Source organism: Franzmannia qiaohouensis (assembly GCF_031451695.1).
Classification (GTDB): Bacteria; Pseudomonadota; Gammaproteobacteria; order Pseudomonadales; family Halomonadaceae; genus Franzmannia; species Franzmannia qiaohouensis.
The window spans coordinates 169,398-193,342 of record NZ_JARWAM010000002.1 but is presented as its reverse complement, the minus strand read 5'-3'; the positions used below and the strand labels follow the sequence as shown (position 1 = coordinate 193,342).

General features: G+C 66.9%; 22 protein-coding genes. 17 read left to right on the top strand and 5 right to left on the bottom strand.

What is annotated here, in order from left to right:
* The first annotated feature begins 29 nt into the window (after positions 1 to 29).
* From QC821_RS03085 to QC821_RS03055, 7 genes are all read left to right on the top strand, one after another.
* Positions 30 to 278, top strand: coding sequence for a TIGR02647 family protein (locus QC821_RS03085; protein WP_095620989.1), 249 nt, complete (start codon positions 30 to 32; stop codon positions 276 to 278).
* A gap of 111 nt (positions 279 to 389) precedes the next feature.
* Positions 390 to 2,111: an HD domain-containing phosphohydrolase gene (locus tag QC821_RS03080; RefSeq protein WP_309716825.1), complete on the top strand. Its 1,722-nt coding sequence runs from the start codon at positions 390 to 392 to the stop codon at positions 2,109 to 2,111.
* Positions 2,112 to 2,201: 90 nt separating this feature from the next.
* Positions 2,202 to 3,032, top strand: coding sequence for an ion transporter (locus QC821_RS03075; RefSeq protein ID WP_309716822.1), 831 nt, complete (start codon positions 2,202 to 2,204; stop codon positions 3,030 to 3,032).
* Between the two features lie 96 nt (positions 3,033 to 3,128).
* Positions 3,129 to 4,175, top strand: coding sequence for a M4 family metallopeptidase (locus QC821_RS03070; RefSeq protein ID WP_309716819.1), 1,047 nt, complete (start codon positions 3,129 to 3,131; stop codon positions 4,173 to 4,175).
* Positions 4,176 to 4,200: 25 nt separating this feature from the next.
* Complete coding sequence (locus QC821_RS03065; protein ID WP_309716816.1) at positions 4,201 to 4,536, top strand: protealysin inhibitor emfourin; 336 nt, start codon at positions 4,201 to 4,203, stop codon at positions 4,534 to 4,536.
* A gap of 375 nt (positions 4,537 to 4,911) precedes the next feature.
* Complete coding sequence (leuA, locus tag QC821_RS03060) at positions 4,912 to 6,618, top strand: 2-isopropylmalate synthase (RefSeq protein WP_309716814.1); 1,707 nt, start codon at positions 4,912 to 4,914, stop codon at positions 6,616 to 6,618.
* Between the two features lie 128 nt (positions 6,619 to 6,746).
* Positions 6,747 to 7,748 carry a hypothetical protein gene (locus tag QC821_RS03055; protein WP_309716811.1) on the top strand — a complete coding sequence of 334 codons (1,002 nt, stop codon included), beginning with the start codon at positions 6,747 to 6,749 and terminating at the stop codon, positions 7,746 to 7,748.
* Positions 7,749 to 7,769: 21 nt separating this feature from the next.
* Here QC821_RS03055 and epmB read toward each other — a convergent pair whose 3' ends face one another.
* Positions 7,770 to 8,798 (bottom strand): EF-P beta-lysylation protein EpmB, encoded by a 1,029-nt coding sequence (epmB, locus tag QC821_RS03050; protein ID WP_309716808.1) that lies wholly within the window; start codon positions 8,796 to 8,798, stop codon positions 7,770 to 7,772.
* A 106-nt stretch (positions 8,799 to 8,904) separates the two neighbouring features.
* Between epmB and efp the strand changes: the two genes are divergently transcribed.
* Positions 8,905 to 9,471, top strand: a complete 567-nt coding sequence (gene efp, locus QC821_RS03045) for an elongation factor P (protein WP_309716805.1) — start codon at positions 8,905 to 8,907, stop codon at positions 9,469 to 9,471.
* Positions 9,472 to 9,737: 266 nt separating this feature from the next.
* Entirely contained in the window at positions 9,738 to 10,712 is a 975-nt protein-coding gene (epmA, locus tag QC821_RS03040) for an EF-P lysine aminoacylase EpmA (protein ID WP_309716803.1), read from the top strand.
* A gap of 137 nt (positions 10,713 to 10,849) precedes the next feature.
* On the opposite strand, the gene asd is transcribed toward epmA, so the two are convergent.
* From asd to rsgA, 3 genes are all read right to left on the bottom strand, one after another.
* The gene (gene asd / locus QC821_RS03035) at positions 10,850 to 11,695 is read right to left on the bottom strand and encodes an archaetidylserine decarboxylase (protein ID WP_309716800.1); all 846 of its coding nucleotides are present in this window, start codon (positions 11,693 to 11,695) and stop codon (positions 10,850 to 10,852) included.
* A gap of 93 nt (positions 11,696 to 11,788) precedes the next feature.
* Positions 11,789 to 12,619 carry a sulfurtransferase gene (locus QC821_RS03030; RefSeq protein WP_309716797.1) on the bottom strand — a complete coding sequence of 277 codons (831 nt, stop codon included), beginning with the start codon at positions 12,617 to 12,619 and terminating at the stop codon, positions 11,789 to 11,791.
* 72 nt (positions 12,620 to 12,691) lie between these two features.
* Complete coding sequence (gene rsgA / locus QC821_RS03025) at positions 12,692 to 13,720, bottom strand: small ribosomal subunit biogenesis GTPase RsgA (RefSeq protein ID WP_309716794.1); 1,029 nt, start codon at positions 13,718 to 13,720, stop codon at positions 12,692 to 12,694.
* 54 nt (positions 13,721 to 13,774) lie between these two features.
* Between rsgA and orn the strand changes: the two genes are divergently transcribed.
* On the top strand, positions 13,775 to 14,344 hold the full coding sequence (gene orn, locus QC821_RS03020; RefSeq protein ID WP_309716789.1) for an oligoribonuclease: 570 nt from the start codon (positions 13,775 to 13,777) through the stop codon (positions 14,342 to 14,344).
* Between the two features lie 25 nt (positions 14,345 to 14,369).
* On the opposite strand, the gene queG is transcribed toward orn, so the two are convergent.
* Complete coding sequence (gene queG, locus QC821_RS03015) at positions 14,370 to 15,473, bottom strand: tRNA epoxyqueuosine(34) reductase QueG (protein WP_309716786.1); 1,104 nt, start codon at positions 15,471 to 15,473, stop codon at positions 14,370 to 14,372.
* Positions 15,474 to 15,560: 87 nt separating this feature from the next.
* Between queG and QC821_RS03010 the strand changes: the two genes are divergently transcribed.
* The 7 genes from QC821_RS03010 (at position 15,561) to hflX (ending at position 23,870) form a co-directional block, all read left to right on the top strand.
* The gene (locus tag QC821_RS03010; protein WP_309716783.1) at positions 15,561 to 17,081 is read left to right on the top strand and encodes an NAD(P)H-hydrate dehydratase; all 1,521 of its coding nucleotides are present in this window, start codon (positions 15,561 to 15,563) and stop codon (positions 17,079 to 17,081) included.
* On the top strand, positions 17,059 to 17,541 hold the full coding sequence (gene tsaE / locus QC821_RS03005) for a tRNA (adenosine(37)-N6)-threonylcarbamoyltransferase complex ATPase subunit type 1 TsaE (RefSeq protein WP_309716780.1): 483 nt from the start codon (positions 17,059 to 17,061) through the stop codon (positions 17,539 to 17,541). Before QC821_RS03010 ends, tsaE begins: the two co-directional genes overlap by 23 nt.
* Positions 17,542 to 17,690: 149 nt before the next feature.
* Positions 17,691 to 19,103, top strand: coding sequence for an N-acetylmuramoyl-L-alanine amidase (locus QC821_RS03000; RefSeq protein ID WP_309717399.1), 1,413 nt, complete (start codon positions 17,691 to 17,693; stop codon positions 19,101 to 19,103).
* Positions 19,104 to 19,120: 17 nt separating this feature from the next.
* The gene (gene mutL, locus QC821_RS02995; protein ID WP_309716777.1) at positions 19,121 to 21,037 is read left to right on the top strand and encodes a DNA mismatch repair endonuclease MutL; all 1,917 of its coding nucleotides are present in this window, start codon (positions 19,121 to 19,123) and stop codon (positions 21,035 to 21,037) included.
* A gap of 195 nt (positions 21,038 to 21,232) precedes the next feature.
* On the top strand, positions 21,233 to 22,171 hold the full coding sequence (gene miaA, locus QC821_RS02990; RefSeq protein WP_309716774.1) for a tRNA (adenosine(37)-N6)-dimethylallyltransferase MiaA: 939 nt from the start codon (positions 21,233 to 21,235) through the stop codon (positions 22,169 to 22,171).
* Between the two features lie 122 nt (positions 22,172 to 22,293).
* Positions 22,294 to 22,539, top strand: coding sequence for an RNA chaperone Hfq (hfq, locus tag QC821_RS02985; RefSeq protein ID WP_076747124.1), 246 nt, complete (start codon positions 22,294 to 22,296; stop codon positions 22,537 to 22,539).
* Between the two features lie 14 nt (positions 22,540 to 22,553).
* Positions 22,554 to 23,870 carry a ribosome rescue GTPase HflX gene (gene hflX / locus QC821_RS02980; RefSeq protein ID WP_309716766.1) on the top strand — a complete coding sequence of 439 codons (1,317 nt, stop codon included), beginning with the start codon at positions 22,554 to 22,556 and terminating at the stop codon, positions 23,868 to 23,870.
* The last annotated feature ends 75 nt before the right edge of the window (positions 23,871 to 23,945 follow it).

Genomic DNA, 23,945 nt, shown 5'->3' with positions numbered 1-23,945 from the left:
CTGCAGGACAAACACAATATGAGGCCGCCATGACCTACACAGCCGAGCTGCTCGAAGAGCTGAAGATTCTACGCCTGTTCAACCTGGCCACCACCCAAGAGGGCATCAAGGTGCACTCGAGTGCAGAAGCCGAGGCCATCGCCGCCACCCGGCGGCTCTACGAGAAGGGGCTGGTGACCCAGGAGGACGGTGGCTATCTGACCACTCTGGGCCACGATGCTGCCCACCACGCCCAGGATCTGCTGACCATCCTCAATGGCCCGATCATGGTGGGCTGACAGCCGTTACCGCATGTAACCCTAAAGTAACTGCGGCGCCGGCCGATACCCCTGTATCGGGTCGGCGCCGCAGCGTTGGCGATATCCGCAGGATGACAGACGAGGGCCCGCATGGAGCCTAGCGACAGCCACGTAGTGGTTGATAATACTGGTGAAATCAATGCTTTATTGGATGGCCTCAGTGAGCCCGGCGGTGCCTCGCTGGCCATTGGCGATCCGCCCGGGGAACCCATTCCGGCGCTGCTGATGGCGGTGGAAGAGGGTGGCTCGCTGCTGATCGATATCACCGCAGTGCGCGAGATCGCCAATGAGATCGGCGGTGTCAAACCGCTTCGGCTGATGGGGCAGGCCCGTGGGGCGATGCTGACCACGCCGCCGCTGGTGTTTCAGGGCTGGGTAGAGACTCCCGGGCGGCTGCAGTTCCGCTGCGACTACCCCGAGCAGCTGTGGGTCATGCACCGCCGCGAGGTATTTCGCGCCGAGCTGGGGCCGGGCATGTCGGTCGCCGCCACGCTGGGCTTCGACGATGGTCAGGACCATGTGGAGCTGACAGGACAGCTGAGCAACCTGTCGCTGGGGGGCTGCCTGCTCGAAGTCCCGATGAGCGCCGCGGTGCGGCTGCGGTCCGGGCAGCACGTCGAGGCACTGACGCTGCGTTTTCCCAACCGGCAGCAGCTTACCACCAGCGCTTTCGTGCGACACATTCGAACCGACGGCGAGCAGCAGGTACGGCTGGGCTGCGAGTTTGCCGATGTTAACGCCGAGACCGAGCGTCGGCTATGGTACTTCGTGCGTGAGATCGAGCGGGAAGGGGCGCGCAATGGGTTGGAGGGCAATCGTGACCTGTCGCCCTCGGCGCTGTTCGCCGCTGATGAGAATACGCCGGCGTCCGTGCCTGCCCGCAACCACGGCGCCGACTACGCCACCCCCATGGCGCGGCGGCTGGCCAAGGTCGCCGCTTATCTGGATGGCCAACTGCTGCAGCTGATGGAGGGCCAGCAGGTCGATGCCGGGCTGCTCTCTAGACATAGCGATATGTTGCTGGGCCTGCTCGAGGAGGATCGCGAGGCGCTTCTGTTTGCCAGTGTGTGCCTGGTCGACGATCCGCTGCTGATTCAGCACGGTATCGGCGTGGCGGTGAGGCTGGGCGACCTGGCCGTGGCCCAGGGGCTGCCTCGGGATGTATGCAAGGCGCTGGTGGCCAGCGCCATGCTCCACGACCTGGGCAAGGCACTGCTGCCGTCACCCCTACGTCACGTATTGCGCCGTGCGACCGCCCTGGACGATGCCCAGCGCAGCGAGATGCACCAGCACGTCGCGCTGCTCGAGTCGCGTCTCGACGCTTGTCGCTGGCTGTCGCCGGCAATTCGCAGCGCCGTGGTGAGTGGCATCAATGAGCGTCTCGACGGCAGCGGCTATCCCGCCGGGCGCCGGGGCGAGCAGCTCGAGTCGCTGTCGCGCATGGCGGCAGTGGTTGATGTGGTCGACGCCATGGGGCGGCCGAGGGCGGATCGCCCGGCGCGCAGCCCGAGCGAGATCTATCGCCACTTGCTGGGCCAGCCTGGCGCCTTCGACCGCGAGTGGGTGCAGCGCTACATCCGCCGTTTTGGAATCACTCCGGTGGGCAGCCTGGCGCGCTTTGCCAGCGGCGAACTTGGCTGGGTGCAGCGTCTCGACCGGCATGGCGCGCTGCGCCAGGTGCAGCTCACGCCGCGCCCGGTGCAGCCCGGCAGCGAACTCGGTGAGGTGCTGCGCGACGCCCAGTTGGCGAGGCTCGGCAAACCCGAGGCGCTGGTGGTGGCACGCCCGGCCAGCCAGGTGACCCGAGGCTGACCGGGCGACTGCTCGCTGGCGTGGCGAAACGGCGAATGTGCTACCATGGCGCGCCGTTTCGGCGTCAGTGAGCGACCCCGGTGTGACCCCATGAATCAACCCTTCGATACCTGGCAGGCGCGCTTCGAGCGCCTGCGCAGCAACAAGATTTTCGAGACCTGCGTCATCGCCATCATCATCATCTCGGCGCTGCTGGTGGGGGCCAAGACCTACGAGGAAACCAGCCGCTTCGAGCAGGTGATGCGTGTCTTCGACATGGCGGTGACCGCCTTTTTCCTGGTCGAGATACTGATCCGCATGGCCGCCGAGAAGCGCCTGCGCGACTTCTTCAAGAAAGGCTGGAACATCTTCGACTTCCTGATCGTCACCGCCAGCATGATCCCGCTGGAGGATTCGGAGATGGTGCTGCTGGCACGTCTACTGCGGATCTTCCGCGTGCTGCGTCTGGTGTCGATGATCCCCGAGCTGCGCATGCTGGTCTCGGCGCTGTTCAAGTCGATCCCGCGGATGGGCTATGTGGCGCTGTTGATGTTCATCATCTTCTACATCTACGCCGCCATCGGCAGTTTCCTGTTCCACGACGTCGACGAGAGCCTGTGGGGCAATATCTCGCTGGCGATGCTGACGCTGTTCCAGGTGGCGACCTTCGAGAGCTGGGCCACGGCAGTGCTCTATCCGACCATGGAGCACTACGGCTATAGCTGGATCTACTTCCTGTCGTTCATCTTCCTCAACGCCTTCATCTTCCTCAACATGATGATCGGCATCGTGCTCGACGTGATGCAGAAGGAGAATACCCTGATGGAGCTCGAGAGCGGTGAGGGCGAGGCCGCCGAGCTCCACGGCCTGCGCAGCGATGTGCGCGAGCTGCGTGACCAACTCACGCGCATGGAAGCCCTGCTGCAGGAGCGGGATCGATGACGGAACCTTCGTCGAGGATGCGAGCCTCATGGGTATGTGACATCGCTGGTTGACTCAGCGATGTGCCACCGTCATATACCGACTGGGACGTGAGGTATGACCGACAGCCTGCAAGTTTCGCGGCCATTCGTGCCGCCCTATCTGCTTGAGCGCATTGCTTCCGGTGGTAGCCAGCGATTGCGCGAGTGCGCCCGGCATACGTTGCTTGCCGACAGGCAGTTCCGGGCGCGTGAGGGCGCGGCGCACTTGCCGCAGGAGCGTTCGGCGCGCGGCCAGTCGGTGCGCTACATATACTCGGCCGGGCAGCGGCAAGCGCTGCCGGGGCGGCTGGTGAGGCGCGAGGGTGACGAAGCCGACAGTGGCGATGCGGCCATCGATGAGGCCTATCACGGCCTCGGAGCGACCTATCGTTATTTCTGGGAGAAGCACCAGCGCCACTCCATCGACGATCGAGGGATGGCGCTACAGGCCACGGTACATTTCGGTCGCGACTACGAGAACGCCTTCTGGGACGGCACCCAGATGGTCTTTGGTGATGGCGACGGTGAGCTGTTCAATCGCTTCACCATCGCCTTGGACATCATCGCCCACGAGCTGACCCATGGCGTGATCCAGCATGAGGCGAATCTGGTCTACGCCCACCAGGCCGGCGCACTCAACGAGTCGCTGTCGGATGTGTTCGGTAGCCTGGTCAAGCAGTACCGGTTGGGGCAGCGTGCCGAGGAAGCCGACTGGCTGATCGGTGCTGGGTTGTTCACCGAGCGCGTGGCGGGGCGCGCCCTGCGCTCCATGGCCGAGCCCGGCAGTGCCTATGATGACCCGCTGCTGGGGCGTGACCCTCAGCCAGGGCATATGCGTGATTACGTCGAGACCGAGGATGACAACGGCGGCGTGCATATCAACTCCGGGATTCCCAATCGCGCCTTCCATCGCCTGGCCATGGCGCTGGGCGGCCATGCCTGGGATGTCGCTGGTCCGCTGTGGTATGCCACCTTGCTGGATGAGCGTCTCGGGCGTGAGAGTGACTTCATGGCCTTCGCTGAGTTGACATTGGATAACGCCGAGCGGCGCTACGGCCAGGGCAGTCGCGAGTGGGCGGCGACCCGTGATGCCTGGCGGGATGTCGGTGTGGCGGTGGCGTAGCGAAGACATAGCGAGGCGATACCCGATGAGTGCCGGTACCGAGTGCCAACCACCGCCACTGGATATCTCCAGCCGCCTCAGCCTGCGTCGCGAAGGAGGCATTGCACACTTTCCCGGGTTGGCTCAGCCGCGCTTGGTATGCTGCGATCGGCTCGGCGAGGCCCAGCGCGAGCGGCTGTGGCAACTGCTGGCGGAGGCCGCGCGCTGCGCAGCAACGCCGGTGCCCAGCGGTGGCGTCGATCAACGCCGTTTTCATCTCGCCATCGAAGATGCCGAAGGGCGGTGCCAATGGGCCATGGCACTCGATGAGCAGCTAATGCCCGAGGCACTGCTGCGTCTATGGCGTGACCATCAGCCCTGAACCGGGGATAAATCGCCTGCCAGTGGCGATCAGGCTTGACACCTCGGCAGCAGACTGATTTGCTATGCGCATGAACACGACATTTCTTCGCCTACGCCTAGCCCTACGACTACTAGCCGGCCGCTGATCGCGCCGGGCGATGCTGCGCATCGCATCTTCTAGTCACGCTACGCCGAGGGTTGAAATGTCTCACTACCGCTTTACTGCTGATGCAGCCACCGTTACCGCATACGTCGAATGCCGTGCCATTCGTCGTCATGTCGCTGCCGCCACCCAGTGCTGCAGCGATCCTGCTGTCTACGCCCCGACGCGCCCGCTGCGCTCGGGGCGTTTTCGTTTCTCGATGCCTCGCCCCCATGCCCTGGAGATCACGCCATGATGCTCACCGACCCGTCCGTCAAGTACCGCCCCTTCGTTGCCGTCGACCTGCCCGACCGGCAGTGGCCCAGCCAGCGCATCGAGTCGCCGCCGATCTGGTGCAGCGTCGACATGCGCGACGGCAACCAGGCGCTGATCGACCCCATGGACATGGAGCGCAAGCGGCGCTTCTTCTCGATGCTGGTGGAGCTGGGCTTCAAGCAGATCGAGGTCGGGTTTCCGTCGGCATCGCAGATCGACTTCGACTATGTGCGTGAGCTGATCGAGCAGGACCTGGTGCCCGACGATGTGACCATCCAGGTGCTGACCCAGGCCCGGCCGCATCTCATCGAGCGCACCTTCGAGGCGCTGCAGGGCGCCAAGAACGCCATCGTCCACGTCTACAATGCCACCGACCCGATGTTCCGCCGCGTGGTGTTCAACGTCGACAAGCCCGAGTGCATCAAGATCGCCACCGATGCCACCGCCCAGATTCGTGACCTGATGGCGGCGCGCCCCGAGACCCACTGGACCTTCCAGTACTCGCCGGAGCTGTTCACCTCCACCGAGATGGACTTCGCCGTGGAGATCGTCGAGGCGGTGATGGCGACCTATGGCGCTACCGCCGAGAAGCCGATGATCGTCAATCTGCCGGCCACGGTGGAGGTTGCCACACCCAATAACTACGCCGACCAGATCGAGTGGTTCTGCCGCAACGTCAATCACCGCGACCGGCTGATCGTCAGCGTCCACCCGCACAACGACCGCGGCACCGGCGTCGCCGCCGCCGAGCTGGCGGTGATGGCCGGCGCCGACCGCGTCGAGGGTACGCTGTTCGGCAACGGCGAGCGCACCGGCAACGTGGATATCGTGACCCTGGCCATGAACCTGTATACCCAGGGTGTTCACCCGGGTCTCGATTTCTCCAACATCACGCCGATCATGCGCGAGGTGGAGTACTGCAACCAGCTGCCGGTCCACCCGCGCCACCCCTACGTCGGCGACCTGGTATTCACCGCCTTTTCCGGCTCCCACCAGGACGCCATCAAGAAGGGCATGTCCGAGCGCCGCAACCACCCCGAGGCGGTGTGGGACGTGCCTTACCTGCCCATCGACCCGCTCGACGTGGGCCGCAGCTACGAGGCGGTTATCCGCGTCAACAGCCAGTCGGGCAAGGGCGGGGTCTCCTACCTGCTCGAGGAGGAGCACGGCATCGAGCTGCCGCGCCGGCTCTCCATCGAGTTCAGCCACGTGGTACAGGACGTCGCCGAACGCACCGGCAAGGAGATCACCTCGCAGATGATCTTCCAAGCCTTCTCCGACGAGTACCTCGAGCAGACCTCGCCGCTGGCGCTGATCAACCATCGGCTCTCCTCCGAGGCGGACAGCCCGAAGGTGACGCTGGAAGCCGCCATTGACCAGGACGGCCAGCGCCACACCATCGCCGGTGCCGGCAACGGGCCGCTGGCGGCCTTTATCAAGGCCCTGGCCGCCCACGGCGTGGATGCCGAGATCATCGACTACCACGAGCACTCCCGCGGCCAGGGCTCGGATGCCGAGGCGGTGGCCTATGTCGAGGTGCGTCTCGGCGAGGATGCGGTGTTTGGCGTCGGCATCGACGAAAGCATCACCAGCGCCTCGATGAAGGCGGTGATCAGCGCCGTCAATCGCCACCGCTCGACCCAGGCGCCGGCGGCCAACGTGACGGCCGCTAGCCTGGCATAAGCAAGTTCGTGAAGCGGGGAGGGGAGGTCATGCGGCCTTGGCGGGTAATGGCGTTGGTCGCCGTGCTGGTCGCTGGAATACTATCCGCGGCGGCCTCTCACGAGCCATTCGAGGCCAGGTTGGTTCGCTTGGAAGTCGACAAGACGCTTCCCGCTCTCGCCCCGACGCTGCGCGAAGAGTCACCGGAGATCAACGCGCTCTTTCTCAGCTTCGCCTCGGACCAGGCGCTGTGGATGAGCGCTTCCTTGGCGATCATGCGCCACGGCGATATCGCGCGCAGCACGCTGCTCGATTACGGGCTGTCTCCGCAGTTTCAGGATCTGCTGGTGCGCTACGGCTCGGATGCGGTACTGCCGGTGAGTTACTTCCGCGATCATGACATCGCCACCCTGCGAGCAAGGCACTGGATCGGTGAGCGCTATCAGCAAGCCAGCGGCTGGTGGAGCGATGAGGCGGTGCCGGCGATGGCAGAATTAACCCCCTACCGGCGTGGCCAGATGGGCGTTGCGCTGCTGGCGTCTCACGGCCACGGGCTGCTCAACCAGTTCGTGGTCAGCGACGAGGGTAGCGTGGAGTGGCTACAGGGCGAACGCATGGTGGCGGGCGTGGGAGACTTCTTCACCCGTGGACTGCGCGATCTGGAGAGCCAGTGGCGGCGCGGCGAGGCAATAGCCGCAAGCGATCTGGGCTGGGCCGGTGTCGATTTGCTGGTCATGGCCAGTACCGTCAAGCTGCTGAAGGCCGGCCGCACGGCGCGTGGCGCGAGGGTGGGCAGCATTGAGGCTCAGGGTGCCAGGCACGGGATACGCCAAGGCATGGTCGCCACCGGCGGACGCTTCGCGGCCCTGCCGCGCATGGCCAAGGTGGCCGCGGTGGCCGGCACCGCCTATGTGGTCGTTCGCCACCCCAGCTTGGTCAGTGCGCTGGGTGCCAATCTCGCACGCTGGCTCGGCTGGCCGGCCTGGCTGGGGCAGTTCCTGATCTGGTTTGCTGTGCTCTTGCCCCTCTTGGTCATCGCGCGCTGGGCGTATCGTTGGCTTCTTGCGCCGCTGCTATGGCTTGTGATGCCGCTCCTGCGCGCGGGGTTCAGCGCCATGCACTCGGCGTTATCCGAACGCGCCGCGGGCTGAGCTGAATGACATGCGAATTAGCTACAGCGGCGTCTTGCTCGCCTCGCCGGGTATCTCGCGTACCAGGCGCGGCATCAGAAAGCCCGGCAGCGCCTTGCGCAGCTCTGCGACCAGCGTACGGGCCTCTGCATCGGACACGTCGAAGTGCGCAGCCCCCGCCACCGGGTCGAGCACGTGGAGGTAGTAGGGCAGCACACCGGCTTCGAACAGCCGCTCGGAGAGCGCGGCCAGGGCATCGACGCTGTCGTTGACGCCACGCAGCAGCACGCTCTGATTGAGCAGGGTGACGCCGGCGCGCGTCAGCCGCTCGCAGGCTGCCACCACCGCGTCGTCGATCTCGTTGGCGTGGTTGATATGCAGCACCACCACCTTCTGCAGCCGCGAGGCGGCCAGCCAGTCGAGCAGGGCCGCATCGATGCGCTCGGGGATCACCACCGGCAGGCGGGTGTGGATGCGCAGCCGCCTGAGATGGGGGATCGCCTCGAGTTCGCCGACCAGCCAGGCAAGCTGGCGGTCGCTGGCGGCCAGCGGGTCGCCGCCGGAGAGGATCGCCTCGTGAATGCTGCTGTCGTTGCGCAGGTAGTCGAGGCTCTCCTGCCACTGCGCCCGCGACGGCGCGTTGGCGTCGTAGGGGAAGTGACGCCGGAAGCAGTAGCGGCAGTTGATGGCGCAGGTCGGGCTGGCGATCAGCAGCACCCGGCCGGCGTACTTGTGGATCAGCCCGCGACGCGGGGTATGCGCCGCCTCGGCCAGCGGGTCGTTGACGAACCCCGCAGGGGTCTCGGCTTCGGCGTCCAGCGGCAGCACCTGGCGCAGCAGCGGATCGTGGGGATCGCCGGGGACGATGCGGGCCAGATACGCCTCGGGCACGCACACCTCGAACAGCGCATGTCCGGTCGCGGCGCCGGGCAGCCAGGCGGGGTCGAGCCCCAGTCGCTGGCATAGCGCCTCTGGGTCGCGGATGGCCTGGGAGAGCTGGCGCTGCCAGCTGCCGTCGGTGGCCAGCAGCGGGGTTGCGGTCTGCACTTTGGCGGGGCTTCGGGTTATCATGCGGCACACTCAACATGGCAAGGCGGTGGGCGAGGCCCGTCGTCGACATTCTCTGCGCGTGACCCGGGCCACCGGGTTACGGCGCCAGCATCATCAGCGAGGCATTATGGCGAACTATTCTACCAGCGAATTCAAGGGCGGCCTGAAGGTCATGCTCGATGGCGACCCCTGCTCGATTGTGGAGAACGAATTCGTCAAGCCGGGCAAGGGCCAGGCCTTCAGCCGCGTCAAGCTACGCAACCTGATGACCGGCCGGGTCTGGGAGCGCACCTTCAAGTCCGGCGAATCGCTGGAAGGTGCCGACGTCCTCGAGCTGGAGATGGAGTATCTCTACAACGACGGCGAGCTATGGCACTTCATGAAGACTGACGGCTCCTTCGAGCAGTACGCGGTGGAGAAGCGTGCCCTGGGCGACACCGAGAAGTGGCTCAAGGAGCAGGTGCCCTACACTGTGACGCTGTGGAACGACAACGCCATCAACGTCAATCCGCCCAACTTTATCGAGCTGGAGGTCGTCGAGACTGATCCTGGCCTCAAGGGCGACACCGCCCAGGGCGGCTCCAAGCCGGCCACGCTGTCGTCGGGTGCGGTGGTGCGCGTGCCGCTGTTTATCAACCAGGGCGAAGTGCTGAAGATCGATACGCGCAGCGGCGAGTATGTCTCCAGGGCATAACGGCTGAGAGCGGCGCCCGGGACAGGCGGTCTCGGGTGTGGCTTCCATCGCTCGGAGAGGGCGAAAAAGATACTGGATCGGAAGGTCGAGCGGCGCAGGGGACAGGGCGTAGCGGAACTCTTTTTCAGGGATGAAAAAGTGAGCGCCCAGGGATGGGTTCACAGCGTGTCCGCGTAGCTCTGTCGCCGACTAGCCGCGGTATAGCCCCCACACGAAGGCCATGCTGTTTCTCGGCGTGGCCTTCGCCGTTTCTTGAGGAGTTCGTCATGGCGACCGACTGGCAGCCCACGGCAGAGATCGCCACGTTGCGCGAGCGGGCACGGCTGATCGCCGCGCTGCGGGCGTTCTTCGCCGAGCGCGAGGTGCTCGAGGTGGAGACCCCGGTACTCGGCCACGGCGGCAGCAGCGACGTGCACCTGGCCTCGCTGTCGACCCAGGCGACCACTCCGGACGGCCGCGAGACGCTGTGGCTGCAGACTTCGCCGGAATTCCACATGAAGCGGTTGCTTGCCGCAGGCTCAGGGCCGATCTTCCAATTGGCGCGCAGCTTCCGCGACGGCGAGGTGGGGCGGCGCCACAATATCGAGTTCACCATGCTCGAGTGGTACCGCCCGGGCTTCTCTCTGGGCGAGCTGATCCGCGAGTGCGATGCCCTGATCCGCCACTTGCTGCCGCAGGACCCCGGACCGCTGCGCCAGCGCCGCTATCGTGAGCTGTTTCGCGAGGCACTCGAGATCGACCCGTTTAGCGTGGCGCTGGATGAACTGCAGCGGCTCGCCTCCAAGCATGGCGGGTTGGATATGGCCGGCAGCCCCCGCGACGACTGCCTCGACCTGCTGATGAGCCTGGTGATCGAGCCGAGCCTGGGCGTCGATGGCGTCGACGTGGTGGTCGACTACCCGGCAAGCCAGGCGGCGCTGGCGCGGCGGCATCGCGATCCGCAGGACGGTGAGTGGGTGGCAGCACGCTTCGAGATCTACCTGGCCGGGCTGGAGCTCGCCAACGGCTACGACGAGCTCATCGACGCCGCTGAGCAGCGCGTCCGCTTTAACGCCGATAATGCCCAACGCCGCGCGTTGGGCCGGCCCGAGGTCGATGTCGACGAGCGGCTGCTGGCGGCGCTGGCGGCCGGCATGCCGCCGTCATGTGGCGTGGCGCTGGGCCTCGACCGGCTGCTGCAGCTGGTGCTTGGCAAGCAGAGTGTGGCGGAGGTGATGGCTTTCGCCACGCCGCGTTGCTAGGCCGCCTCGGGTGCCGGGGGGAAGACAGTTTTCACCGCTCAGGGCTGATCCGTCGACAGGCCTACACGGGGGCGCTGTGAACCCTTCCCTGGGCGCTACTTAAGACCCCCGTTTCGACCTATCCCCGGCGCCCTTCGCTATGGGTTGTGGAACTCGCCCAGCGACTGCCCCATGCGCACCGTATCGCCAAACGCGAGGGCGTCCTCATCGAAGGGCATCTCCTCCGAGAAGCACATCACCACCGTGGAGCCGAGCTTGAAGCGGCCCATCTCGGCGCCGCGCTCCAGGGTGATGGGGGTGTCGAAGCGGATCGACTGCACCTCGTTGCCCAGCGGCGTGACCTGACCGGCCCACACCGTCTCGATGCCGGCGACGATCATCGCCCCCACCAGCACCATGGCCATGGGGCCGTGCTCGGTATCGAAGATGCATACCAGCCGCTCGTTGCGGGCAAACAGCGCCGGCACGTGGTCGGCGGTGGCCTGGTTGACGGAAAAGATCCGCCCCGGCACGTAGACCATCTCGCGCAGGGTGCCGGTCAGCGGCATGTGCACGCGGTGGTAGTCGCGGGGGGAGAGGTAGACGGTGGCGAAGCTGCCCTGACGGAAGGGCTCGGCGCGCTGCATGTCGCCACCCAGCAGGCTGGTGACCGAGTAGGCCTGGCCCTTGGCCTGCACCAGGGTGCCGTGGCGGGTCACGCCGAACTGCGACAGGGTACCGTCGGCGGGGCACAGCAGCCCTTCACCGAGCGGGCGGGCGTCGGCCTTGAGGGCGCGGGTAAAAAAGGCGTTGAAGCAGGCGTAGGCGGTGGGGTCATGCTCGGCGGCCTGGCTCATGTCGACCTTGAAGCGACGGATAAAGGCCTTGATCAGCAGGTTCTTGAGCCAGCCGATCCGTGTCTCGGCGAGCAGGCCAACCAGCCGCGAGATAAGGTGGTGGGGCAGCGGGTACTGAATCAGGGCGAATAGCTTGGATGGTGACACGTACGTTAAGTCTCTTCAGGGTCTTTGAATAGATGATCGCTAGGGCGGGCTAAGTGCCCGCGAGCCTGGCGCTGGCAGCGCGCCGCTTCCAGCTTACTTCTCTATCGGCGTATCGTCGCGGTTGCCCCACTCCTTCCAGGAGCCGGCATAGGCGCGGATCTTCTCGAAGCCCAGCGCCTTGCCCACCAGCCAGGTCAGGCCACTGCGGTGGTGGCCCTGGCAGTGGGTGATCACCTCCTTCTCCGGCGTCAGGCCGAGTGCCTCGAGCTCGGTGATCAGCTCGGCGTAGTCGCGGATGCGCAGGGCGCGCTCGGCGTCCATGGCGCGAGTCCACTCCATGTTCACCGCGCCGGGAATATGGCCGAGGTGCTTGTTCTGGCCCTTCTCGCCGGCGTACTCCTCGGGGGAGCGGGCGTCCCACACCGCGAACTGGCGATCACCGATGCGCTCCTTGATCCCCTCGACGTCGATATTGACCTCGGGGTTGAGTATCTCTGCCTGGTAGTCGCTGGGCGTCGGGTCGGTGGCCTGCTGCGAGACGTCGAGCCCCTCCTGGCGCCAGGCGTGGATGCCGCCGTTGAGGTAGGAGTAACGGCTATGGCCAATCAGCTCCAGGGTCCACAGCAGCCGCCCGGCCCAGCCGCCGCCCTCGTCATCGTAGGCCACCACATGGGTGTCGCGGGTCAGCCCCAGGGACGAAAACAGCGCCGACAGCGCCTCGACGTCGGGCACGTCGTTGGGCACCTCGCCGCTGCCGCGCACCAGCCGGCGGTGGTCGAGGAACAGCGCGCCGGGTACATGGCCCTCGGCGTAGCTTTCGGCCTTGAGCGGCACGTCGATGATCAGCAGTTCGGAGGCGCCGAGATGCTCGGCCAGCTGGTCCGGCTCGACGATCAACGGCAGTAGATTGGCTTCAGAGCTCATCGGTGACTCCTTGCGGTCTGCAATGGCGTTGAGGCGATGATGGCACACTCCGCACGGATGCGGCGAGCGGCCTCACTCGCCGCCTGACTCCAGCGAGGCGAGGATGCGTCGGTAGCTGGCGAAGCGCTGTGGATGGATGTCGCCGCGCTCCACGGCGGCCAGCAGGGCGCAGCCCGGCTCCTCGCGGTGGCGGCAGTCGCGAAAGCGGCAGCGGCCGAGATAGTCGTGAAACTCGATAAAGCCGGCGGTGACCTGCTCGGCGTCGAGGTGGGTGAGGCCGAACTCACGGATGCCCGGCGAGTCGATCAGCTCGCCGCCGGCGGGCAGGTGGTAGAGCATCGCCGTGGTGGTGGTATGGGTGCCCTTGCGCGAGTCCTCGGAGAGTGCCCCGATGCGCAGTGCGTGGTCGGGTAGCAAGCGGTCGATAAGCGACGACTTGCCGACCCCGCTCTGGCCGACGAACACCGAGGTGCGTCCGGTCAGGCGCTGGTGCAGGGCATCCAGGCCGTCCTGCTGCTTGACGCTGGCCAGTACCACCGGGTAGCCCAGCGCTTCATAGCGGTCGAGCAGATCGCGCAGCTCGCCGCCGCGCTCCGGCAGCAGGTCGACCTTGTTGAGCACCAGCGCCGGGGCGATGCCGGTGGCCTCGGCGGCGACCAGGTAGCGGTCGATCAGGTTGGCATGGGGTTCGGGTTCGGCGGCGAACACGATCAGGATCTGGTCGAGATTGGCGGCTACCGGCTTGAGCTGGCCGCGGGCGTCGGGTCGCTCCAGGACGCTGTCGCGCTCGCCGCGGGCTACCACCACGCCGCTGTCGTCGTTGGCCTGGCGCCACACCACCCGGTCACCGGTGACCAGCCCATCCATGTTGGCGCGCATGTGACAGCGATGGCGGTGACGCTCGCCGCTGTCATCGACGGCCTCGACGTCGAGGCTGCGGCCGAAGTGAGCGGTTACCCGGCCGGGGCGCTCGGGGCCGAATTCGCCGGCCTCGAGGCGTTCGCCATCGCGGGCGTCGACGCGCTCGGCGCGCTTGGCGCGTTCGGCCTGGATCTTCTCGATGCGCCAGCGCTGCTGGCGGGTCAGCTTACGTTTGCTCATGACGGCCTTGTGACGGGTACAATGGGAGCATTGTACCTCAAGGAGAGACCCCTGATGGCGGATGATCAAGGCCAGGCCCCCCGCGACGACCTGTTGGTGTGGATCGACCTGGAGATGACCGGGCTCGACCCGGCCCGTGAACGTATCATCGAAGTGGCGACGCTGATCACCGATAACCGGCTCGAGGTCATCGCCGAAGGCCCGGTGATCGCGGTGCACCAGAACGCCAGCCTGCTGGAGGGCATGGACGCCTGGAACCAGAAGACCCACGGCGAGTCGGGGCTGGTCAAGCGGGTCCAGGAGAGCCGAATCGGCACCGACGAGGCCCAGCGCCAGACGCTCGAGTTCCTGCACCGCTACGTCAAGCCCGGCAGTTCGCCGATGTGTGGCAACAGCGTGCATCAGGATCGACGCTTCCTGGAGCGCGAGATGCCCGAGCTGCTGGCCTTCTTCCACTACCGCAACCTCGACGTCTCGACCCTCAAGGAGCTGGCCAAGCGCTGGCATCCGCAGGCGACCAAGGGCTTCGAGAAGCGCAACGTGCACCTGGCGATGGACGATATCAAGGAGTCGATTGCCGAGCTGGCCCACTACCGCGAGACCTTTATCAAGCTACCGCAGTGAGCACAGCCCTTTTGTAGGCACCCTCTCAGCTGCTGGCGATCAGCGCGGCCTGCTTGTCGCGCTGCTCGGCCAGCGCCCAGCGCACGTGCTCGCGGACCAGGTCGGAGGGATAGGCGAGCCGCGCGCGCAGCGCGGCGCGCACCGTCTCGCTGGGCGGGGCGTTGCCCAGACCCACCGCCAGGTTGCGTAGCCAGCGCGGGTAGCCGATGCGGTGGATCGCGCTGCCCTCGGTCCTGCTCAGGAACTCCTCTTCGCTCCAGCCGAACAGTCGCACCAGCGAGGCGCGGTCTAGGTCGTGGCGCGGCGCGAAGTCGGCCTCGGGGCTGAGTCGCGTAAAGCGCGTGAAGGGGCACACCAGCTGGCAGTCGTCGCAGCCGTAGACCCGGTTGCCCATGGCGCGGCGATACTGCTCGGGGATCGCGCCGTGCAGCTCGATGGTCAGGTAGGAGATGCAGCGCCGCGAGTCGACCACCTTGTCATCGACGATGGCGCCGGTGGGGCAGGCCACCTGGCAGGCGTCGCACTTGCCGCAGTGTTCGCTGGTGAAGGGTTCGTCCACCGGCAGCGGCAGGTCGGTATAGAGTTCGCCGAGGAAGAACAGCGAGCCGGCCTGGGGGTTGAGCAGCATCGAGTTCTTGCCGAACCAGCCGAGCCCCGCCTTCTGCGCCAGGGCACGCTCCATCACCGGCGCCGAGTCGACGAAGGCGCGGTAGCCGAAGGCGCCGACGCACTGCTCGATCTGCTGGGCGAGCTGCGCCAGGCGCTTGCGGATCAGCTTGTGGTAGTCGCGGCCCAGCGCGTAGCGCGAGACATAGGCGACCTGCGGTTGTCCCAGCGTCTTGGTGGTCTCCACCTCCGGCGGCAGATAGTCCATGCGCACGCTGATCACCCGCAGGGTGCCGGGCACCAGCTCGGCGGGGCGGGTGCGCTTGGTGCCGTGCTTGGCCATGAAGCCCATCTCGCCGTGGTGGCCTTCTGCCAGCCAGCGCTCGAGATAGCGTTCGTGGTGTTCCAGATCGGTATCGGTGATGCCGACCTGCTGAAAGCCCAGCTCACGGCCCCAGGTCTTGATCTCAGCGGCCAGCGCATGCAGCTCGCTGGCGGTGAGCGCGATAGATGTCTCGGACATGATGGAAAGACGATGAAGGCTGAGTGGATGGGCCCAAGGGCGCACCACCTTATACTAGTCTCAACAACACGTCATTGAGGAGTCCCTATGCCCCAGCTGCGCCCCCTGTACCGCGCCGAGCAGGTGCGCGAACTCGACCGCCGCACCATCGCTGCGGGTATCGACGGCTTCAGCCTGATGCAGCAGGCCGCCAGCGCCGCCTTCGACGCCCTGCGCCAGCGCTGGCCGCAGGCGCGCCGGCTGAGCGTGCTGTGCGGCGCCGGCAATAACGCCGGTGACGGCTACGTGCTGGCGGCGCTGGCAGTGTGCGACGGTTTCGACGTGCAGCTGATCGCCCTGCGCGATCCCGATAGCCTCGAGGGTGATGCTGGTCGCGCCGTGGCCATGGCCCGCCGCGTTGGCCTTAAGCCGCAGGCCTGGTCTGCCGATATGAGCATCATGGGCGAGGTAGTGGTGGATGCGTTGCTGGGCACGGGGCTGAGCGGTGAGGTGCGTGAGCCATTCGCCGCGGCCATCGCGGCCATCAACGCCAGCGAGCTGCCGGTGCTGGCCGTTGACATCCCCTCGGGGCTCTCGGCCGACAGCGGCGCGGTGCTCGGCTGTGCGGTGGAGGCAACCCTGACCACCACCTTCATCGCCGACAAGCTGGGCCTGCATACCGGCGCGGCCGTGGCCCACGTCGGCGAGCATCGCCTGCTGACGCTGGGGGTGGACGCAGCGCAGCACGGCGATCTTGCCGCGGCGGCCTGGCTGCTGGATGACGCACCGGATCCGCTGCTGGCGCCAAGGCGCCGCGACAGCCACAAGGGCGACCACGGCCACCTGCTGGTGCTCGGCGGGGCGCCGGGGTTCGGCGGTGCGGCGCTGCTGGCCAGCGAGGCGGCGGCGCGGCTGGGGGCCGGCCGGGTCAGCCTGGCCACCGCACCGGAGCATGTCACGGCGAGCCTCGTCCGCTGCCCGGAAGTGATGGTTCACGGCCTGCGCGGCCCCGCCGACCTTGTATCGCTGCTCGACGGCGCCGATGCGATAGTGGTGGGTCCGGGGCTTGGCCAGGGCGCCTGGGGGCAGGGCATGTGGCAGTCGGCACTTGCGGCGGGCAAGCCGCTGGTGGTCGACGCCGATGCCCTCAATCTGCTGGCCGGGATGGCATCGCTACCCCGGCGGGGTGACTGGATACTCACGCCGCATCCCGGCGAGGCGGCGCGGCTGCTCGGCTGTTCGAGTCGCGAGGTACAGCACGACCGGCCTGGCGCAGTGGCCGCCCTGGCGCGCCGCTACGGTGGCCACTGGGTGCTCAAGGGCGCCGGCACCCTGGTTGGCGATGAGGTGACCCTGGCGGTGTGCCCGTTCGGCAACCCCGGCATGGCCAGCGGCGGCATGGGCGATGCGCTGAGCGGGATTCTCGGCGCCTTGGTGGCGCAGTTCGGCCGCGGCGGCGGCGGCGTGCTGGGTGAGATTGCCCGTAGCGGGGTAGTGCTGCACGCCCGCGCCGCCGATCTGGCCGCCGCGGACGCCGGCGAGCGTGGTCTGCTGGCCGGCGATCTGGCATCCTATGCGCGACGATTGGCTAACCCGCGGACGAGCGATGTACGTGATACTGCCCGATGAAGACGCCCAGGTCGCCTTTGGTGCGGCGCTGGGAAGCGCGCTGGCGGGGCGCGGCCAGGTGCATCTCGAAGGGGAACTGGGGGCCGGCAAGACCACCCTTACCCGCGGTATCCTGCGCGCCTATGGCCATCAGGGCGCGGTCAAGAGCCCGACCTATACCCTGGTCGAGCCCTACCGGCTGGGCGAGGTCGAGGTCAATCATTTCGACCTCTATCGCCTCGGCGACCCGGAGGAGCTCGAGTTCATCGGCGCTCGCGACCTGCTGGATGGCGACACCCTGAGCCTGGTGGAGTGGCCGAGTCGCGGTGCCGGCTGGCTGCCCGCGCCGGACCTGGCGCTCGAGCTCGAGGTGCTTGATGCCGGACGCGGGGTGACGCTGAGTGCGCGCAGCGCCTATGGCGAGGCGGTGCTGGCGCGCCTTGAAACTCGCGCTGGGCTGGCGGATAGTCAGCCTGAATGAAAGTGAACAGCGTTTTCCTGGATCGGAGCCGAGACCCGTCGATGAGTCCCCGTGACACCCGAACGACCCCGTGGCCAGGGAACAATCCGGCCGCTACTTCTTCCTTCCGTCCGGGAGGACTGGGGGCGGCGCTGACGCTACTGTTCGCCATGTGCCTCGGGCTGCTGCTGGCGCCGCCCAGCCAGGCCGCCGACATCGACAATGTCCGGCTATGGGCGGCGCCTGACCACTCGCGCCTGGTGTTTGACCTGTCCGATCCCGCCGACGCCTCGGTGTTCATCCTCGATAACCCCGACCGGTTGGTGATCGATCTCGACAATAGCCGCATGCAGGCGGATACCTCGCGCCTCGATCTCGACGGCAGCGCGATCAGCTCGCTGCGCACCGGAGTGCGCGACGGCAGCGGCCTGCGGGTGGTCCTCGATCTGGAGCGCCGCGTCGAGCCGCGTCACTTCACGCTGCCACCCAACGACCAGTACGGCCACCGCCTGGTGGTAGACCTGGAGTATCCCGGCGAGAGCGCGGTGGAGAACCCCATCGACCCCATCGAGGCGATGATCCGCGAGCAGGAGATCGCCGCCGGCAGGGCCAGCGTCGATAGTGGTAGCGGATCACCGGAGGTGGCCGCCGATGCTGCCACCGCGCTGCAGCAGGCGCAGCCGCATCCGCGGCGCGACATCATCATCGCCATCGACCCCGGGCACGGCGGCGAAGACCCCGGCGCCATCGGCCCCGGCGGAACCCGTGAGAAGGATGTGGTGATGGACATCAGTCGGCGGCTGCAGTCGCTGGTGGATGGCCGCGAAGGCTTCCGCGCGGTGATGATCCGCGACGGCGACTACTATGTCGGCCTGCGCCAGCGCACCCAGATCGCCCGCGAGCAGAAGGCCGACTTCTTCGTCTCGATCCACGCTGACGCCTTTACCAGCGCACGGCCCCAGGGCAGCTCGGTGTATGCCTTGTCGCAGCGCGGCGCCACCTCCGAGACCGCCCAGTGGCTGGCCGAGAGCGAGAACCGCGCCGACCTGATCGGCGGCGTCGACGGCAACCTGTCGCTGCGCGACAAGGACGAGGTGCTGCGCGGCGTGCTGCTCGACTTGACCATGACGGCCACGCTCAACGACTCGCTCTCCATCGGCGGCCAGGTGCTCGACCAGCTGGGTCGGGTCAACCGCCTGCACAAGTCGCGGGTCGAGCAGGCCGGCTTCCGTGTGCTGACGTCGCCTGACATCCCCTCGCTGCTGATCGAGACCGGGTTTATCTCCAACCCCGACGAAGAGCGACGCCTCAACGACCCGGGTCACCAGCGCAAGCTCGCCGAGGCGATCATGGGCGGGCTCGAGGAGCACTTCCAGCGCAACCCGCCGCCGGCCAGCCTGCTGGCCTGGCAGCGCGACCAGGGCCGCGGTGGCGGCAGCAACGAGTACCGTATCCAGCCCGGCGATACCCTGTCGGAGATCGCCTCGCGCCACCAGGTGTCGCTAAGCCAGCTCAAGCAGGCCAATAACATCAACGGCGATGTGATCCGGGTCGGGCAGGTGCTGCAGATCCCGCGTTCCTGAGCCGCTTGCGAGGTGATATGACACAGCCGCGCCGCATCCAGATACTCAATCCGCGCCTGGCCAACCAGATCGCCGCCGGAGAAGTGGTCGAGCGTCCCGCCTCGGTAGTCAAGGAGCTGATCGAGAACGCCATCGACGCCGGCAGTCGGCGCATCGAGGTCGAGCTCGAGAGTGGGGGTACCAAGCTGATCCGCGTGCGCGATGACGGCAGCGGCATCGCCGAGGACGACCTGCCGCTGGCGCTGTCGCGCCACGCCACCAGCAAGATCGACAGCCTCGAGGATCTCGAGGGAGTGGCCAGCCTCGGCTTTCGCGGTGAGGCCCTGGCCTCGATCAGCTCGGTGTCGCGGCTGGAGCTGACCTCCAACGCGGAACAGGACCCGCAGTCCGGCTGGCGCGTGGTCGCCGAGGGCCGCGAGATGCAGCCGCGGGTGACCCCGGCTCCGCACCCTCGCGGCACCAGCGTCGGCGTCCGCGACCTGTTCTTCAATACCCCGGCGCGGCGCAAGTTCCTGCGCACCGAGAAGACCGAATTTGGCCATGTCGAGGAGGCTTTCCGGCGCCTGGCGCTGTCGCGCTACGACATCGGCTGGACCCTGCGCCACAACCACAAGACCGTGCACCAGCTGCGCCCGGTGAGCGACGCCGCGGCCCGCGAGCGCCGCATCGCCGCGCTGCTCGGCAGCAAGTTCATCGACAATGCCCTGCACCTCGACCTCGAGAGCGGCGGGCTGCGGCTGTGGGGCTGGGTCGGGTTACCCACCCACGCCCGCGCCCAGGCCGACCAGCAGTACTTCTTCGTCAACGGCCGGGTGGTGCGCGACCGGCTGGTGGCCCACGCCATTCGTCAGGCCTACCGCGATGTGCTGTTCCACGGCCGCCACCCGGTGTTCGTGCTGTATCTCGAGCTCGACCCTAGTGTGGTCGACGTCAACGTGCACCCCACCAAGCACGAGGTGCGCTTCCGCGACGGCCGCCTGGTCCATGACTTCCTGTTCTCCAGCCTGCACCGCGCGTTGGGCGAGGCGCGGCCCAACGACAGCGCCGAGCGCGCCGACGAACCCCAGCCGCAGGCGGCAACCGAACACGGTGGGACGGCCTGGCAGCAACAGCCGATGGCGCTGCGCCAGGGCGTTGCCGAGCCGCGGCCCGGTGCCGACCGCGTGCGCCAGTTCATGGCCGGCTACCGAGCGCTGCATCCCGAGCACGAGGAGAGCCTGCTGACCCCGCAGCCGGCGCCGCCGGGCGGGAATGCCGCCGGGGTCGCCCTGGCCGAGCGCCACGTCGCGCCTGGCGTAGGGCCTAGCGCAGCGCCCGCCGCACCGCTCGATGAGGACGACCCGACCCAGGCGCCGCCGCTGGGCTACGCCATCGCCCAGCTGCACGGCGTCTATATCCTCTCCCAGTCGCAGCGCGGCCTGGTGATGGTCGACATGCATGCCGCCCACGAGCGCATCGTCTACGAGCGCATGAAGACCCAGGTCCACGGCGGGGCGCTCGACGCCCAGCCGCTGCTGGTGCCGGTATCGCTGGCCGCCAGTCCCGCCGAGGTGGCCACCGCCGAAGCCGAGCGCGAGGCCTTCACCCGGCTCGGCGTCGAGCTCGATGTGGCGGGGCCGGAGACGCTGCTGGTGCGGCAGGTGCCGGCGCTGCTGGGAGATGCCGACGTCGAGCCGCTGGTGCGCGACATGCTCGCCGACCTGGAGCGCTACGGTCGTTCGGACCGCCTCGAGGCGCGCATCAACGAGCTGCTCTCGACCATGGCCTGCCACGGCAGCGTGCGCGCCAACCGCAAGCTCAGCGTGGCCGAGATGAACGCCCTGCTGCGCGACATGGAACGCACCGAGCGCAGCGGCCAGTGCAACCACGGCCGCCCGACCTGGACCGAGATGAGCATGCACGATCTCGACAAGCTGTTCCTGCGCGGTCAGTAGTCACCTATCTTCGTCATTCATTTACCGGCGTAGCGAGAAGCGCCGGGGGCAGGGCGAAGAGGAGGTTCTGCGCCATGGATGGCGCAGGTAGCGCCCAGGGATGGGTTTACAGCGCCTCCTCGAAGACCTGTCGCCGGATCAGCTTCTCTACACGCCAAGCTGCAAGTGAGCTGTAAGAGAGCACCCAACACGCCCATGCCCGATATGCGCCCCCCCGCCATCCTCCTGGTGGGCCCCACCGCCGCCGGCAAGACCGATCTCGCCATCGCGCTCCACGAGCGCCTCGGCTGCGAGCTGATCAGCGTCGACTCGGCGATGGTCTATCGCGGCATGGATATCGGCACCGCCAAGCCCTCCGCCGAGGAGCTGGCCCGGGCCCCGCATCGCCTGATCGATATCCGCGACCCCGCCGAGCCCTATTCGGCGGCGGAGTTTCGCGACGATGCCCTGCGCGAGATGCGACAAATCAGCGCAGTCGGCGGTATCCCGCTGCTGGTCGGCGGCACCATGATGTACTACAAGCGGCTGCTGGCCGGGGGCGCCGAGCTGCCGGCAGCAGATCCAAAGGTGCGCGCCGAACTGGGGCGGCAGGCCGATGAACAAGGGCTCGGCACCCTGCATGACGAGCTGGCCAGGGTCGACCCGGCCGCGGCACGGCGCATTCATCGCAACGATCCCCAGCGACTGATGCGTGCGCTGGAAGTCTTCCGGCTCAGCGGGCGCACCCTCACCGAGCACTGGCAGTCGCAGCCCACGGAAACCTTCCCCTGGCGTACGCTGTCGATAGGACTGGCACCGTCCGAGCGCGATGTGCTGCATCAACGGATCGAGGTACGTTTCGACGCCATGTTGGCCGACGGTTTTGTCGATGAGGTGGCTACGCTGCGGCAGCGCGGCGACCTGCATCCGGGGTTGCCGTCGATCAAGAGCGTCGGCTATCGGCAGGCCTGGGAGGCGCTGGAGGCGGGGCATGACGATGACTGGCTGCGTCACAAGGGCGTGGTCGCCACGCGCCAGCTGGCCAAGCGCCAGCTGACCTGGATGCGCAGTTGGGAGGGGCTCGAGTGGGTCGATAGCCTGGCCCCGGATTGTCTGGATCGTGTCCTGAAACTCGTGCGCCGCCTAAGCAGTTAGCGTAAGATACGTGTTTCGATTGGCTGCCAGCTTGGCGCCGTTGATGAAGCATGCGCCGGCCGTGTCACCGCCGGTGTCATAGAAAAACGACATCACTCAAAGAGACAGTTAGGGAGAGCAAAATGTCCAAAGGGCAGTCCCTCCAAGACCCGTACCTGAACATTCTGCGCAAGGAGCGCATTCCGGTATCGATTTTCCTGGTCAATGGCATCAAGCTGCAGGGCCAGATCGAGTCCTTCGATCAGTTCGTGATCCTGCTACGCAATACCGTTAGCCAGATGGTTTACAAGCACGCTATCTCGACGGTCGTCCCGTCGCGTAACGTGCGACTGCCGGCCCAGGATCCTGCGGCGGCACAAGAGAGTTGATCGCGAGGTAGTGATTGTTTTTTGAACGTCCCGACGCCGGTGAAACGGCGATACTCGTCCATATTGATTTCCAGGACGAACAGGAGCGCGAAGATTCCGGCGAGTTTCTGGAACTGGTGCGCTCCGCCGGCGCCGAACCGGCTACCCTGCTGACGGGTAGCCGGCATCGGCCCGATTCTCGAACCTTTATCGGCAGCGGCAAGCTCGACGAGCTCAAGGCGCTGATGCCGATTCACCAAGCCGAGCTGGTGATCTTTAACCACTCGCTGAGCCCCTCACAGGAGCGCAACCTGGAGCGGGCGCTAAAATGCCGCGTGCTTGATCGCACCGGCCTGATTCTGGATATCTTCGCCCAGCGGGCGCGGACCCATGAGGGCAAGCTGCAGGTCGAGCTGGCCCAGCTCGAATACATGTCGACGCGCCTGGTGCGCGGTTGGACCCACCTCGAGCGTCAGAAGGGCGGTATCGGCCTGCGCGGCCCGGGGGAGACCCAGCTCGAGACCGACCGCCGCCTGCTGCGCGGGCGCATCAAGTCGATCCACAAGCGTCTCGACAAGGTGCGCAGCCAGCGCGAGCAGAACCGCCGCGCCCGGGCACGTGCCGAGATTCCCAGCGTGTCGCTGGTGGGCTATACCAATGCCGGCAAATCGACGCTGTTCAACGCCGTGACCGAGGCCTCGGTGTACGCCGCGGATCAGCTCTTCGCGACCCTCGATCCGACCCTGCGTCGCCTCGAGGTCGCCGATGTCGGGCCGGTGGTGCTGGCCGATACGGTAGGCTTCATCCGCCACCTGCCGCACAAGCTGGTGGAGGCGTTTCGTGCCACCCTGCAGGAGGCCGCCGAGGCCAGCCTGCTGGTTCACGTGATCGACGCCGCCGATCCTGACCGCGACCTCAACGTCGAGCAGGTGCAGCGGGTGTTGCAGGAGATCGGTGCCGATGAGGTACCCTGCCTGCTGGTGATGAACAAGATCGATCTGCTCGACAGCGCGCCGCGCATCGAGCGCAACGGCGAGGGCCGTCCCGAGGCGGTGTGGCTGTCGGCGCAGCAGGGCCTGGGGCTCGAACTGCTGGCCGAGGCGCTCTCCGAGTGCCTGGCCGACGACGTGATCGACATTGCCCTGACGCTGACGCCAGCGCAGGGCAAGCTGCGTGCCGGGCTGCATGAGCTCGGGGCGGTGCGCGACGAGCAGTTCGACGAGGGTGGCTGTAGCCAGCTCGAGGTGCGCCTGCCGCGCCGCGACTTCCTGCAGCTGATGGCGCGGCTGGGTGAGCGCGCCGACGATTACCTGCCCGTCGAAGAGCGCAGTCGTCCGGTCTGGGAGGCCTGACGGCTGCTGTTTCGACGGGCCAAGGCGTCGCATTGGCGACGCAAACGATCGCGCAACCAAGGCTGTTGCCGTATC

Excerpts from the sequence above, each read along its gene's own strand:
- QC821_RS03085 (WP_095620989.1), top strand. The coding sequence starts at position 30 with ATGACCTACACAGCCGAGCTGCTCGAAGAGCTGAAGATTCTACGCCTG.
- QC821_RS03075 (WP_309716822.1), top strand. The coding sequence starts at position 2,202 with ATGAATCAACCCTTCGATACCTGGCAGGCGCGCTTCGAGCGCCTGCGC.
- QC821_RS03065 (WP_309716816.1), top strand. The coding sequence starts at position 4,201 with ATGAGTGCCGGTACCGAGTGCCAACCACCGCCACTGGATATCTCCAGC.
- hfq (WP_076747124.1), top strand. The coding sequence starts at position 22,294 with ATGTCCAAAGGGCAGTCCCTCCAAGACCCGTACCTGAACATTCTGCGC.
- tsaE (WP_309716780.1), top strand. The coding sequence starts at position 17,059 with ATGTACGTGATACTGCCCGATGAAGACGCCCAGGTCGCCTTTGGTGCG.
- orn (WP_309716789.1), top strand. The coding sequence starts at position 13,775 with ATGGCGGATGATCAAGGCCAGGCCCCCCGCGACGACCTGTTGGTGTGG.
- queG (WP_309716786.1), bottom strand. The coding sequence starts at position 15,473 with ATGTCCGAGACATCTATCGCGCTCACCGCCAGCGAGCTGCATGCGCTG.
- QC821_RS03030 (WP_309716797.1), bottom strand. The coding sequence starts at position 12,619 with ATGAGCTCTGAAGCCAATCTACTGCCGTTGATCGTCGAGCCGGACCAG.
- epmA (WP_309716803.1), top strand. The coding sequence starts at position 9,738 with ATGGCGACCGACTGGCAGCCCACGGCAGAGATCGCCACGTTGCGCGAG.
- QC821_RS03080 (WP_309716825.1), top strand. The coding sequence starts at position 390 with ATGGAGCCTAGCGACAGCCACGTAGTGGTTGATAATACTGGTGAAATC.
- mutL (WP_309716777.1), top strand. The coding sequence starts at position 19,121 with ATGACACAGCCGCGCCGCATCCAGATACTCAATCCGCGCCTGGCCAAC.
- miaA (WP_309716774.1), top strand. The coding sequence starts at position 21,233 with ATGCCCGATATGCGCCCCCCCGCCATCCTCCTGGTGGGCCCCACCGCC.
- epmB (WP_309716808.1), bottom strand. The coding sequence starts at position 8,798 with ATGATAACCCGAAGCCCCGCCAAAGTGCAGACCGCAACCCCGCTGCTG.
- QC821_RS03000 (WP_309717399.1), top strand. The coding sequence starts at position 17,691 with ATGTGCCTCGGGCTGCTGCTGGCGCCGCCCAGCCAGGCCGCCGACATC.
- leuA (WP_309716814.1), top strand. The coding sequence starts at position 4,912 with ATGATGCTCACCGACCCGTCCGTCAAGTACCGCCCCTTCGTTGCCGTC.
- efp (WP_309716805.1), top strand. The coding sequence starts at position 8,905 with ATGGCGAACTATTCTACCAGCGAATTCAAGGGCGGCCTGAAGGTCATG.
- QC821_RS03010 (WP_309716783.1), top strand. The coding sequence starts at position 15,561 with ATGCCCCAGCTGCGCCCCCTGTACCGCGCCGAGCAGGTGCGCGAACTC.
- rsgA (WP_309716794.1), bottom strand. The coding sequence starts at position 13,720 with ATGAGCAAACGTAAGCTGACCCGCCAGCAGCGCTGGCGCATCGAGAAG.
- QC821_RS03070 (WP_309716819.1), top strand. The coding sequence starts at position 3,129 with ATGACCGACAGCCTGCAAGTTTCGCGGCCATTCGTGCCGCCCTATCTG.